At 69.6% G+C, this 12223-nt stretch carries 12 protein-coding genes; 7 read left to right on the top strand and 5 right to left on the bottom strand.

Annotation, left to right across the window (positions count from 1 at the left end; translation table 11 throughout):
* The first annotated feature begins 1 nt into the window (after position 1).
* Positions 2-1201, top strand: a complete 1200-nt coding sequence (locus D5041_RS07415) for an alpha-hydroxy acid oxidase (RefSeq protein ID WP_321161777.1) — start codon at positions 2-4, stop codon at positions 1199-1201.
* On the opposite strand, the gene D5041_RS07410 is transcribed toward D5041_RS07415, so the two are convergent.
* From D5041_RS07410 to D5041_RS07390, 5 genes are read right to left on the bottom strand one after another with little or no spacing between them, the layout of a single operon-like run.
* On the bottom strand, positions 1191-2522 hold the full coding sequence (locus D5041_RS07410) for a TolC family outer membrane protein (RefSeq protein ID WP_265284218.1): 1332 nt from the start codon (positions 2520-2522) through the stop codon (positions 1191-1193). The two genes, D5041_RS07415 and D5041_RS07410, sit on opposite strands and share 11 nt — an antisense overlap.
* A 55-nt stretch (positions 2523-2577) precedes the next feature.
* The gene (locus D5041_RS07405) at positions 2578-2916 is read right to left on the bottom strand and encodes a rhodanese-like domain-containing protein (protein WP_265284217.1); all 339 of its coding nucleotides are present in this window, start codon (positions 2914-2916) and stop codon (positions 2578-2580) included.
* Between the two features lie 9 nt (positions 2917-2925).
* The gene (locus tag D5041_RS07400; RefSeq protein ID WP_265284216.1) at positions 2926-3633 is read right to left on the bottom strand and encodes a protein-L-isoaspartate O-methyltransferase family protein; all 708 of its coding nucleotides are present in this window, start codon (positions 3631-3633) and stop codon (positions 2926-2928) included.
* Positions 3634-3678: 45 nt separating this feature from the next.
* Entirely contained in the window at positions 3679-6876 is a 3198-nt protein-coding gene (locus tag D5041_RS07395) for an efflux RND transporter permease subunit (RefSeq protein ID WP_265284215.1), read from the bottom strand.
* A gap of 6 nt (positions 6877-6882) precedes the next feature.
* Positions 6883-8061, bottom strand: a complete 1179-nt coding sequence (locus tag D5041_RS07390; RefSeq protein ID WP_265284214.1) for an efflux RND transporter periplasmic adaptor subunit — start codon at positions 8059-8061, stop codon at positions 6883-6885.
* Positions 8062-8434: 373 nt separating this feature from the next.
* Between D5041_RS07390 and D5041_RS07385 the strand changes: the two genes are divergently transcribed.
* The 6 genes from D5041_RS07385 (at position 8435) to D5041_RS07360 (ending at position 12214) form a co-directional block, all read left to right on the top strand.
* Entirely contained in the window at positions 8435-8803 is a 369-nt protein-coding gene (locus D5041_RS07385; RefSeq protein WP_265257813.1) for a hypothetical protein, read from the top strand.
* Positions 8804-8957: 154 nt separating this feature from the next.
* Entirely contained in the window at positions 8958-9494 is a 537-nt protein-coding gene (gene msrA / locus D5041_RS07380; protein WP_010100383.1) for a peptide-methionine (S)-S-oxide reductase MsrA, read from the top strand.
* 111 nt (positions 9495-9605) lie between these two features.
* Positions 9606-10025: a Fur family transcriptional regulator gene (locus tag D5041_RS07375; RefSeq protein ID WP_265283287.1), complete on the top strand. Its 420-nt coding sequence runs from the start codon at positions 9606-9608 to the stop codon at positions 10023-10025.
* Positions 10022-10696, top strand: a complete 675-nt coding sequence (locus tag D5041_RS07370) for an ATP-binding cassette domain-containing protein (RefSeq protein ID WP_265283202.1) — start codon at positions 10022-10024, stop codon at positions 10694-10696. Before D5041_RS07375 ends, D5041_RS07370 begins: the two co-directional genes overlap by 4 nt.
* Positions 10693-11928 (top strand): FtsX-like permease family protein, encoded by a 1236-nt coding sequence (locus D5041_RS07365; protein WP_265283201.1) that lies wholly within the window; start codon positions 10693-10695, stop codon positions 11926-11928. The genes D5041_RS07370 and D5041_RS07365 overlap by 4 nt, the downstream gene beginning before the upstream one ends.
* 46 nt (positions 11929-11974) lie before the next feature.
* On the top strand, positions 11975-12214 hold the full coding sequence (locus D5041_RS07360) for a hypothetical protein (protein ID WP_010110464.1): 240 nt from the start codon (positions 11975-11977) through the stop codon (positions 12212-12214).
* The last annotated feature ends 9 nt before the right edge of the window (positions 12215-12223 follow it).

The raw sequence follows: 12223 nt of genomic DNA, 5'->3' as shown, positions 1-12223 counted from the left end.
CATGCCCGACCTGAGCAAAATCACCTGCATCGAAGACCTGCGCGCCATGGCCCGGCGCCGCGTGCCACGCATGTTCTACGACTATGCCGATTCGGGCTCGTACACCGAGGGCACCTACCGCGCGAACGCGGCCGATTTCCAGCGCATCGGGCTGCGCCAGCGCGTGGCCGTGAACCTGGAGAACCGCAGCACCCGCACGACCATGGTCGGGCAGGACGTGGCCATGCCGGTGGCCATTGCGCCCACGGGGCTCACCGGCATGCAGCACGCCGACGGCGAAATCCTGGGCGCGCGCGCGGCGCGAGACTTCGGCATTCCCTTCACGCTATCGACCATGAGCATCTGCTCACTCGAGGACATCGCCGAACACACGGGGCGCCACCCCTTCTGGTTCCAGCTGTACGTGATGCGCGACCGCGATTTCATCGAACGCCTGATCGACCGCGCGCGGGCCGCGAACTGCTCGGCGTTGCAGCTCACGCTGGACCTGCAAATCCTCGGGCAGCGCCACAAGGACGTGAAAAACGGCCTGTCCGCGCCGCCCCGACCCACGCTGCGCAACCTCATCAATCTGGCGACCAAGCCGCGCTGGTGCCTGGGCATGCTGGGAACGCAGCGCCGCAGCTTCGGCAACATCATCGGCCACGCCAAGGGCGTGGGGGATCTGTCCGCGCTCTCCGCCTGGACCGCCGAGCAATTCGACCCCCGGCTCAACTGGGGCGACGTGGAATGGATCAGGAAGCGCTGGGGCGGCAAGCTGATCCTCAAGGGAATCATGGACGCCGAGGACGCGCGCCTGGCCGCAAACACCGGCGCCGACGCGCTCATCGTGAGCAACCACGGCGGCCGCCAGCTCGACGGCGCGCCCTCGTCGATCGCCGCGCTGCCGGAAATTGCCGCGGCGGTGGGCAAGGACATCGAGGTCTGGATGGACGGCGGAATCCGCAGCGGGCAGGACGTTCTCAAGGCCCGCGCGCTGGGCGCGCGGGGCACGCTGATCGGGCGCAGTTTTCTCTACGGCCTGGGCGCCTTCGGCGAGGCCGGGGTGACGCGCGCGCTGCAAATCATCCACAAGGAACTGGACATCACCATGGCGTTCTGCGGCCAGACCGACATCGAGCGCGTGGACGCGTCGATCCTGTTGCCGGGCAGCCATCCGGGCGCACCCCGGAATGCATTCGTTGATTCGTTCAGGGCCTGAGCAGCAGCGCGTCTACCGCCTCGATGTCCTGCTGCGAGAGCGTGCCGGCCGCCTGGCGCAGTTTGAGCGTTCCCAGCAGCAGGTTGTAGCGCGCCTGGGCCAGGTCGCGCTGGGTCTGGAAGAACTGGCTTTGCGCGTTGAGCACGTCGATGTTGATGCGCACACCCACCTGGTAGCCGAGCTTGTTCGCGTCCAGCGCGCTCTGGCTGGACGCTTCGGCGGCCTCCAGGGCCTGGATCTGGGCCCTGCCCGACTGCACGCCAAAGAAGGCCGCGCGCGCCGCCTGGGCTGCGCTGCGGCGCGCGGTCTCCAGGTCCGTCGTGGCTTTTTCTTCGAGCGCCAGGGTTTCCTTGATGCGGTTCTGTACGGCAAAGCCGGAGAACAGCGGCAGGTTCAGCGCCACGCCCAGGCTGGCGTTGCGCAGGCGGCTGTTCACGCCGGGCGCGGAGATCGTGCCGTTCGGGTTGCGCGTGATGGTGTAGCCCGCTTGCAGGTCCAGCGTGGGCAGGTGGCCGGTTTGCGCCTTGCGGGTCTCCAGGCGCGCGCTCTCCAGGGCCGAGGCCGCCTGGCGCACCACGGGCTGCTGCGCGCGCGCGCTATCGACCCAGGCGCTCACGTCGTCGGGCTGCACGCCGGGCAGTTGCACGGGCCAGGCCAGTGGCTGCGGCCGGGCGCCGCTGCTGCCCACGAGTTGGTCCAGCGCCAGGCGTTTCACGCGCAGGTCGTTGTCGGCGGCGATCTCCTGCGCCACGACCAAGTCGTAGCGCGCCTGGGCCTCGCGGGAATCGGTGATGGAGGTGGCGCCAATGTCGAAGTTGCGCTTGGCGAACGCCAGCTGCTCCGAGACGGCGGTCTTTTGCGCCTGCACGAAGCCCAGGCTGTCCTGCGCGGCGAGCACGTCGAAATAGGCCTGGCTCACGCGCAGCAGCAGGTCCTGCACGGCCGCGTCCCACTGCGCCTGCGCCATGTCCACGCCGCGCTGGCCCTGTTCCAGGGTGATGCGGTTGGCCGGGCGGTACAGCGGCTGGGACGCGCTCAGGCCCAGCGTCTGCGTCGTTCCGGTGTTGTCCACCAGGGGGCGGCTCAGGGCCGCGTCAACGCGGTTCACGCCGCTGCTCAACGTGGCGCTGGGCAGCAGGCCGGCGCGGGCCTGTTCGGCGCGGTGCAGCGCTGCGTCGAACTGGGCGCGGGCCGATTGCCAGGGGGTGTCGTAGGCGCGGGCCGATTCGAGCAACTGCAACAGGCTCTGCGCCCGGGCCGGGGCGCACAGCGCTGCGGCCAGGAGCGCGAGCGCCAGGACGGGAGTGCGGGGCAGGGTCATGGGTTTCTTCGCATGGGTTTGCGCAGCCGGGGCGTGTGTCGTGCGCAGCAGCCCGTCAGTAGCGGGGCACGCCGGGGTCGCTTTCCTGCGACCAGGCGTCGATTCCGCCGGTGACGTTCGCCACCTTCGCGAAGCCCTGCTGCTCCAGAAACGCGGCCCCGCGCAGGCTGCGCGCGCCGTGGTGGCACAGGCAGGCGACGGCGCGCTCCGGGTCGAGTTCGGCAAGCCGCGCGGACAGTTCGCCCATGGGGATGGCGCACAGCTCGAAGCCCTGGGCGCGCACGCTCGCGGTTTGCCGCTCCCAGGGCTCACGCAGGTCCAGCACCACAGGGTGGCCATCGCCTGCTGCGGCGAACCAGGCCGGCAATTGGGCGGGGCGGACGTGATCGATCATGGCCGGGTGTCAGAACGCAAAGCCCGATGGCTCGGGGAAATGCAGCAGCCGCGGCGCGCAGGTGTCCCAGGGGCTGCTGGTTTCCACGCGCCCGTGCGTGCGGCGCGCAACGCGGAAACGCATCATCGGCTCGCTGCCCACGATGGCGCCCAGGCGGCCGCCGTCGCCGAGTTGCGCGAGCAACTCGGCGGGCAATTCGGCCACCGAGCCGCTGAGCACGATCACGTCGAAGGGGCCGCCGGCAATGGTGTCGCGGGCGCCGTCGGCCTGGCGCACCTCGGCGTTGTGGATCGCGGCGCGGCGCAGGTTTTCGCGCGCCATATCGGCCAGCGCAGGGACGATTTCGAGCGTGATCACCTGCGCTGCGCTGCGCGCGAGCAGGGCCGCCATGTGGCCGCTGCCGGTGCCGATTTCGAGCACGCGATCGCTGGGCCGGATTTGCAGGTCCTGCAGCATGCGCGCCTCGACGCGCGGCGCCAGCATGCAGCGGCCCAGGGCGTCCTCGGCGTCGCCGCCCGGCAGCGGGATCTCCAGGTCCATGAACGCCATGCCGCGGTAGACCGCGGGAACGAAGTCCTCGCGGTGCACGCTGGCCAGCAGGCCGAGCACGCCGGCGTCGAGCACGCTCCAGGGGCGGATCTGCTGCTCGATCATGTGGTAGCGGGCCAGGGCCGCGGGGTCGCTGCCGTCGGCGGACATGTTCAGGGGCATGCTCATGGGATTTTTCCAGGGGTGGGGCGCGGGCGGCTCGAGCCCTCGATTCTAGTGTCCTGCCTCGCGCACATCAGGCGCCGCCGCCGCAGCGCGCCTGAAGCCGCGCAGCGCCCAGCGCGCGAGATCGTCCATATAGCAATACACCACGGGAACCACCACCAGCGTGAGCAGCGACGAGGTGATCACCCCGCCGATCACCGCCTGCCCCATGGGCGCACGCTGCTCGGAGCCCTCGGACAGGGCGAACGCCAGCGGCACCATGCCGAAGATCATGGCCAGCGTGGTCATGATGATGGGGCGCAGCCGCACGCGCGCGGCGAGCAGCAGGGCCTCGGTCCGGGGCAGGCCGGCGACGCTGCGGCCCTGATCGTCCAGGTGCTCCTGGCACGCGCGGATCGCAAAGTCCACCAGCAAGATGGCGTTCTTCGTCACCAGGCCCATGAGCATCACCACGCCGATGACGGAGAACATCGACAGCGTGGAGTGGAATACGAGCAGCGCCAGCACCACGCCGATGAGCGTGAGCGGCAGCGAGCTCATGAGCGCCAGCGGCTGCAAAAAGCTCTTGAACTGGCTCGCCAGAATCATGTAGATGAAGATCACGGCCAGCACCAGCGCCGAGGTGGCGTAGCCGAACGACTCGGCCATGTTCTTGGTGGAGCCGCCAAACTGGTAGCGGTAGCCGGGCGGAAAGACCATGGCATCGAGCGCCTCTCTGATGTCGGCCGACACCTCGCCCGCCGCGCGCTGCGCCGTGTTCGCGTTCACGGCCACCTCGCGGGTCATGTCGCGCCGGGTGATCTGGTTCGCGCCCGTGGATTCGACGACGCGGGCCAACTGGTTCAGCCGCACGATGCGCGTGCTGCCGTCGGTCGCCGTGAGCGCAAACGGCAGGCGCTCCAGGTCCTCCACGGTGCTGCGCGCCTCGGGGGCCAGGCGCACGTTCACGTCGTAGGTCTGGTCGTCGGGCGCGCGCCAGCTGCCCACCAGGGTGCCGGCCACCAGGGTGCGCAGCGCGGCAGCCATCCGGGCCAGGTCCAGACCCAGGTCGGACGCGGCGTCGCGCCGGACCTCGAGCGCGATCACGGGCTTGGCGGGCTTGGCGCTGCTGTCCAGATCCACCAGCCCGGGGATGCCGCGCAGATTTTCGACGGCGCGTGCGGCGAGCCGCTCGAGCTCCTGCTGGTCGGGGCCCTTGAGCGAGAACTCGATCTGCTTTTGCCCGCCCACCGGGTCCAGCAGGCCGACGTGGGTGACGGTGATTCCCGCCACCTGCGCCAGGTGCTCGCGCAGCACGCCGGACATCTGCTCCACGCTGCGGCTGCGCTCCTTGCGGTCCACCAGGCGCACGAAGATGCCCGCGTAGTTCTTGCCCTTGACGTTGCCGGTGTTGATCGTGGTCAGCGTGTAGCGCACCTCGGGCAGCGCGCGCAGCACGCCCTCGACCTGCCGCGCCTTGGCCTCGGTGGCCTCGAGCGACGAGCCCACGGGGGTGTAGAAGGTGATGACGCTTTCCGAGAAATCGGCCTTGGGGACGAATTCGGTGCCGAGCAGCGGAAGCATGAAGAGGCTCAGCACAAAGGTCCCCAGCGCGATCGCCAGGGTGGCGATCTTGTGCAGCAGCGACCAGCGCAGGATCCGCTGGTAGCCCTCGGCCAGCGCCTCGGTGGCGTATTCGAACCAGCCGGTCACGCGGCCGATGCTCTTGTCGTACCAGGTGCGGGGCGCGGCACGCTGCCCGGGGACATGGATGCTCGGGTCATGCCAGACGCTCGAGAGCATCGGGTCGAGCGTGAAGCTGACGAACATCGAGAGCAGCACCGCGACCACGATGGTGATGCCGAACTCGTGGAAGAACTTGCCGATGATCCCGCCCATGAAGCCGATCGGCAGGAACACGGCGACGATGGACAACGTGGTCGCGAGCACCGCCAGGCCGATCTCCTGCGTGCCGTCCATGGCAGCGGCGTAGGCGCCCTTGCCCATCTGCACGTGGCGCACGATGTTCTCGCGCACCACGATCGCGTCGTCGATGAGCAGGCCCACGCACAGGCTCAGCGCCATCAGCGTGATCATGTTGATGCTGAAGCCGAACAGGTGCATGAACAGGAAGGTGCCGATCAGCGCAATCGGCAGCGTGAGCCCCGTGATCACGGTCGAGCGCCACGAGTTCAGGAACAGGAAAACGATCAGCACCGTGAGCGCCGCGCCTTCGATCAGCGTGTGGCGCACATTGTTCACGGCCACGCGGATCGGGCGCGCGGTGTCGCCCACGGCCTCCAGGCGCACGCCCGGCGGCAACTCATTGCGCAGTTCGGCGACGGCGGCGTTCAGGCCATCGACCACCTCGATGGTGTTCTCGTCCTGCGCCTTTTGCACCGTCAGCAGCAGCGTGCGCTGGCCGTTGTACAGCGCCAGGTCCTCGAGTTCCTGCGCGCCGTCGTGCACGCGCGCCACCTGCTCCAGGCGCACCGGCGCGCCATTCCTGCGCGCCACGATGATGCGGCCGAAGTCCTCGGGGCGCTGCATGCGGGCGTCGATGCGCAGCAAGCGCTCCTGCGTCAGCGAGCGGATGGCCCCCAAGGGCAGGTCCTGGTTCTCGTTCTGCACGGCGCTCACCACCTGCTCGGGCGCCACGCCAAAGGCCTCGAGCGCCTGCGGGTTCAGGTAGACGTTGATCTCGCGCCGGGTCGCGCCCACCAGGTTCACCGCGCCCACGCCGCGCACGTTTTCCAGGCGTTTCTTGAGGGTCTGTTCGGCCCAGGCGGTCAGCTCCATCGCGCTGCGGGCGCTGCCGCCGGCCCCGTCCTCGGGCAGAACGGCGAGCGACCACACGGGGCGGCTCGCCGGGTCGAAGCGCAGCACGCGCGGCTCCTTGACCTCGGTGCGCAGCAGCGGGCGCACGGAGGCCACCTTCTCGCGCACGTCTTCCGCGGCCTTGCGGCCGTCGATGGACAGCTGGAACTCGACGCTCACCACGGACGTGCCCTCGTAGCTGCGCGAGGTCAGGGCGCTGATTCCCGAGATCGAGTTCACCGCATCCTCGATCTTCTTGGTGACCTCGCTCTCGACGATCTCGGGCGCCGCACCGGGGTAGTCCGCAATGACGATGACGATGGGAAAGTCAACGTTCGGAAACTGTTCGACCTTGAGCCGCTGGTAGGAGAAAACACCCAGCACCACGATGGCGAGCATCACCATCGTGGCGAACACGGGGTTCTTCAGGCTGACCTTGGTGAACCACATGGCGCGTCAGGGCGTCGTGCGCGATACGGCCGCCGGGGGCCGCGCAGGGGCTGCCGCTGCGGCGCTGGCGACGGCCGTGCCTTCGCGCAGCGCACCGATGTGGCCCGCGATCACCGGCGTTCCCTCGGCCACCCCCTCGACCGCCACCAGCGTCTGCCCGTCAACCACGGCGCGGTTTGCGGTCCTGACCTGCACATGCCGCACCTGGCCGTCCTTGAGCGTCTGCACATAGGGCGCGGGCTTGTCGGTGCGCACCGCGTCCAGTGGAACGGCCAGCAGTTCGGCGCGCCCCGTCTCGAGCCGACCCTGCGCAAACAGCCCCTGGCGCAGCGGCGCCCCGGCGCGCGACGGGTCCACGCGCAGATAGACCGGCACGGTGCGGCTGCCGGCCTGGGCGCTGGGGCTGATGCGCACCACGCTGGCGGGCACCGGGCCGGGCGCGCCTTCGATGGCCAGCTGCGCCTGCTGGCCCACGCGCACGGCCGTGGCGTCGGCCGGGCTGAGCAGCGCCTCAAGCTCCAGGTGCGCGATGTCGAGCACTTCGACGATGCGCGCGTCCACCGCCACGCGCTCGCCCGGCTGCGCGAGCCGCTGCGCGACCTGCCCGTCGATGGGGCTGCGCAGCACCGTGTCGTCGAGCGCCTTGCGCGCCACGTCGGCGGCCGCAACCGCCGCCTGGTGGTTCGAGCGGGCCGCGTCCAGATTGGCCTGCGAAGTCGCCAGGGCCGTGGTCGAAATGAAGCCCTGCTCGACCAGCGCCTGGTTGTTGTCGTTCTGGCGCTGCTGTATATCGACCTGGGACTTGGCCGCGTCGGCCTGCTGCTGCGCCTGGCGCAGCCGGGCGCGGGCCTCGGTGGGGTCGATGCGCGCGACCTCCTGGCCCGCGCGCACGCTGTCGCCCTCGCGCACCGTCAGCCCCTGAAGCTCGCCCCCGACGCGCGCCTTCACCATGGCCGAATGCAGCGCGTGCAAGGAGCCGGACACGGGCACCTCGAGCGGCAGGCTCTTGCGCTGCACGAACAGCAGCTCGCCCGCCTCCAGCCGCAGCGGCGCCTGCCCGCGCTGCGCCGCGGCGTCCGCGAGGGCCTTTCTCTGCGCCTGCCGCTCGGCCAGGGTGCGCCAGACGCCGCCGCCAAGCAAAACCAGGACGATGGCTGCCGCCATCCAGGGAATCCAGCGTTTCATGGTCACAGACTCGGGCGCGCAGGGAGAGGGAAGGAGAGACAGGGCATGGTGCGGCGCACGATTGCACACAAAGCGCGGCGAGTGTAACGGCCTGCACGGGTCATCGTTACCAAGTTTGCTAGCAATCTGGTAAACGTTTGTCAAGAAACACAATCGCTCTGCAAACCATTGCCTCGGACCGCGGCTGCTTTTGGTGCGCCAAGGCCGTTTTCGGGCAGGTACACGGCGTTGCATATCCAACCCGCATTACACGCATCCCTCCGTAACCCCATCGGACTGCTCACAAGGACAAGGCACGGAAAGGCTTGGGGCACTGGCGAGCGGCATCGCGCGACACTGCTACATTTCGCCACCTGCAATAGAAAAAAGTGCCATGTATTCAACACTGCAAAAAACCTTTGGTGACATGCCCAGGTCCTACTACCTCCAGCAGTTCTTCTTCGGATTGCTGATTGCTGCCGTCGTCGTGCGCACTGCGTTCCAAAGCACACAGGGCCCAGGGTTCGCCCTAATTCTGGTGGTGGTCGTCGTGAATACCTTCCTGTACCCCTGCGCGCGCTCTGTGTACCACCGCATGATCGACTTCATCTTCGGAAAAATCCGGCTCGTCGCCATCCTCACCGAGGTGTTTCCCAGCCTGCTGGCCCGGATATTTGGCATGCTGCTGTGCTTCTTCCTGACCCCGCTCATCGTTCCGTTGAGCCTGTACTACGGCCTGGGTAAGACGCCACCCACCCCATGAGGGCCACAGGCCACCGTGTCGAGTGGCAAGCCCCCCAGAACCAGGCCGCAGAGGGCGGTGGCGGGTCCGCTGTCCGGTTGCCGCGCAGGTCCATGGCAACGTGGTTGCCGCCCGCATAATGGCGGGCTCTGAGAAACCTCCAACAAAAAACACCATGGCCTTGCAAACCATTGCCCTGGGCGGCGGCTGCTTCTGGTGCACCGAAGCCGTTTTCGGGCGGGTGCGCGGCGTTGCGCATGTGGAAAGCGGCTACGCCAACGGCAACACCCCGGCCCCGAGCTACGAGCAGGTCTGCCGGGGAGACACCGGCCACGCCGAGGTGGTGCGCCTGCGCTTCGATCCCGCCGTCATCGGCCTGCGCGAGTTGCTGGCGATCTTTTTTGCCACGCACGACCCCTGCACGCGCAACCGCCAGGGCAACGACGTGGGACCGCAGTACCGCAGCGGCGTCTACTTTGACGACCCCGAGCACGGCGCCATCGCCCGCGACGTGATCCGCGAGTTGGAGCAGGACCGGCTGTTCGATGCCCCCATCACCACCGAGGTGCAGCCGCTGACGAACTACAGCGCGGCCGAGGACTGCCACCAGGACTACTTCGCACACCACCCGCAGCAGGCTTACTGCACGTTCGTCGTGGCACCCAAGGTGGACAAGCTGCGCCAGCGCTTTGCGCGTTACATCAGGAATTGAGCGCCGCGTTCGCGGAAGACATAATGCAATCCGATTGCATTAACGAGTTACCGCGCCATGCCCACCCCCTCCCCTGCGCCCATGCGCGCGCCCTGGACGCTGCCGCCCGGAATGCGCGCCACCCGGGCCACGCGGGCGCTCGCGCAGCTGTACGCGCAGCAGCCGGACGCCGCGCTGTCCGAGGCGCAGGTGGAGGCGGGCCTGGCCGCTGCCGGCGCGCCGGTGAACCGGGTCACCGTGTACCGCATGCTCGATCGCTTTGCCGCCGCCGGTGTGCTGCACCGGCAGGTGGACGCGGCCCGCGTCACGCGCTTCGCACTCGCGCCGCAGGGCGCCGCGCGCCCCCGGTTCGAATGCGACGACTGCCATCGCCACTTCCAGCTGCCGCAGGGCTGCGCGCGCGTGCACAGCGCGCTCGGGCCGGTGCTGGAGGCGCTGGCCACGGCGGGGCATGAGAACCTGGCCGTGGAGATTGCGGTGCGCGGCCGCTGCGTGGGCTGCGCGCATCCGTCCGCAGGTGCGTCCGCATGATCCGCACGCGCGGTCTTTGTTTTTCCCATGCGGGCGGCGCCGCGCCGCTGCGCTTTGCGGACCTGGACCTGCAACCGGGCGGAACGCTGCTGCTGCGCGGGCGTTCGGGCGCGGGCAAGTCAACCTGGCTGGCGCTGGTGGCGGGCCTGCGGCGCGCGGCGGCAGGGGAGCTGTGCGTCGCGGGCCAGGAACTGGGCGGGCTGCGCGGTGCCGGACTCGACGCCTGGCGCGCGCGCACCATCGGCTACCTGCCCCAGAAGCTGCACCTGAGCGGCGCGCTCAGCGTCGCCGAGAACCTGGGCTTGGTCTACTTTGCCGCCGGGCTGCCCTGCGACGCCGCGGCCATTTCCCGTGCACTCACGCAGTTGGACGTGGCCGCGCTGGCCGCGCGCAAACCGCACCAGCTCTCCGGCGGGCAGGCGCAGCGCGTGGCCCTGGCGCGCGCCGTGCTGCGGGCGCCGCGCCTGCTGCTCGCCGACGAACCCACGGCGAGCCTGGACGACGACGCCGCCGCTGCCGCGCTGGCCCTGCTGCGCGCGAGCGCCGCGGCCTGCGGCGCGGGCCTGGTCATCGCCACGCACGACCAACGCGTGCTGCGCGCGCTGAGCAGCGCACAGCAGCTCGATCTGGACGCAACGGCGCACGCGCAGCAGGAGTGCATGGCGCCATGAGGACCGTTCCCGATCTGGTCCGGCTGTCCTGGCGCTACCTGTGGTCGCGCCCGCTGGCGGCGCTGCTCAACCTGCTGCTGCTCGCGCTGGGCCTGGCCGCCATCACGCTGGTGCTGCTCGTCGCCACGCAGTTGGACGCGGCGTTCGAGCGCGACCTGAACGGCATCGACCTCGTGGTCGGCGCCAAGGGCAGCCCGCTGCAGCTCATCCTCGCGGGCGTGTTTCATATCGACGTGCCCACGGGGAATATTCCGCTGCAGGAAGTGCAGGCCCTGCGCAACGACCCGCTGGTGGCGCAGATCATCCCGCTGAGCATGGGCGACAGTTACCGTGGCCGGCGCATCGTCGGCACCACGCCCGACTATGTGGCGCATTACCACGCCACCCTGGCGCAGGGGCGGATGTGGCAAGAGCCCATGGAGGCCGTTCTGGGCGCGTCCGTGCTGCGCACAATGGCCGACGCCGCACCCGACGGCGCAGCGCTGCTCGGCGCCCGCTTCATCGGCAGCCATGGGCTGGGCGAGGGCGGGCATGCGCACGGCGAGCACCCCTACCGCATCACCGGCGTGCTGGCGCCCTGCGGTTGCGTGCTCGACCGCCTCATCCTCACGGCCACCGAATCGGTCTGGCGGGTGCACGAGGACGCCACCGCGGACGACCCCGGAGACCTCGAAATCCTTGCGCAAGAGCGCGAAGTGACCGTGGCCCTGGTGCGCTACCGCTCGCCCCTGGCCGCGGCCACGCTGCCGCGCCGGATCAATTCCGACACCGCGCTGCAGGCGGCCGCGCCGGCCGTCGAGATCAGCCGCCTGCTGCGCCTTCTGGGCCTGGGCGCGGACGTGCTGCGCGCCTTCGGCGGCGTGCTGCTCGCCGTCGCGGTGCTCAGCGTCTTCATCGCACTGTGCAACGCCGTGCGCGAGCGGCGCGCCGATCTGGCGATGCTGCGCATGCTCGGTGCGCCGCCGCGCCGCGTCGCCGGCCTGCTGCTCTGCGAGGCCCTGTGGCTGGCGGCACTGGCCTGCGCGCTGGGCCTGCTGCTGGGCCACGCTCTGGCGCACGGACTCGGTCGGGTGCTGCAAGCGCAGGGCCTGCTGCCGGTCAGCGGTCTGCTGTGGCTGCCCGCCGAGGCCGGCCTGCCCCTGCTCGCCGGCGCGCTCGCCGCATTCGCGGCGCTGCTGCCCAGCGTGCTGGCCTACCGCACCGACGTGGCGGAACTGCTGAGCCAGCCTTGATGAACCGATACCCACGCTTCCCCCACCCCCTCCGAAAGGTCCTGCCATGAAGAAACTGTTCACCGCCCTGGCCATTGCCACCCTGCTGCTGACCGAGGCCAGCGCGCATTCCGACAAGGAGACGCAGGCGGACATCGAGCGCCACCGCGCCATGGCCGCCGCGCACGAGGCCGCGGCCAAATGCCTGGAATCCGGCAAGGACCACGACGCCTGCCAAAAGGAACTCCAGAGCGCGTGCAAGGGCCTGGGCATTGGAAAATACTGCGGCATGCGCCACGAGCACTGATCCCCTGCC

This window comes from Verminephrobacter aporrectodeae subsp. tuberculatae, assembly GCF_026127385.1.
In the GTDB taxonomy this organism is placed as follows: domain Bacteria; phylum Pseudomonadota; class Gammaproteobacteria; order Burkholderiales; family Burkholderiaceae_C; genus Acidovorax; species Acidovorax aporrectodeae.
Note: the sequence above shows the minus strand (reverse complement) of the source record. Positions and strands in the feature narration are given on the sequence as shown.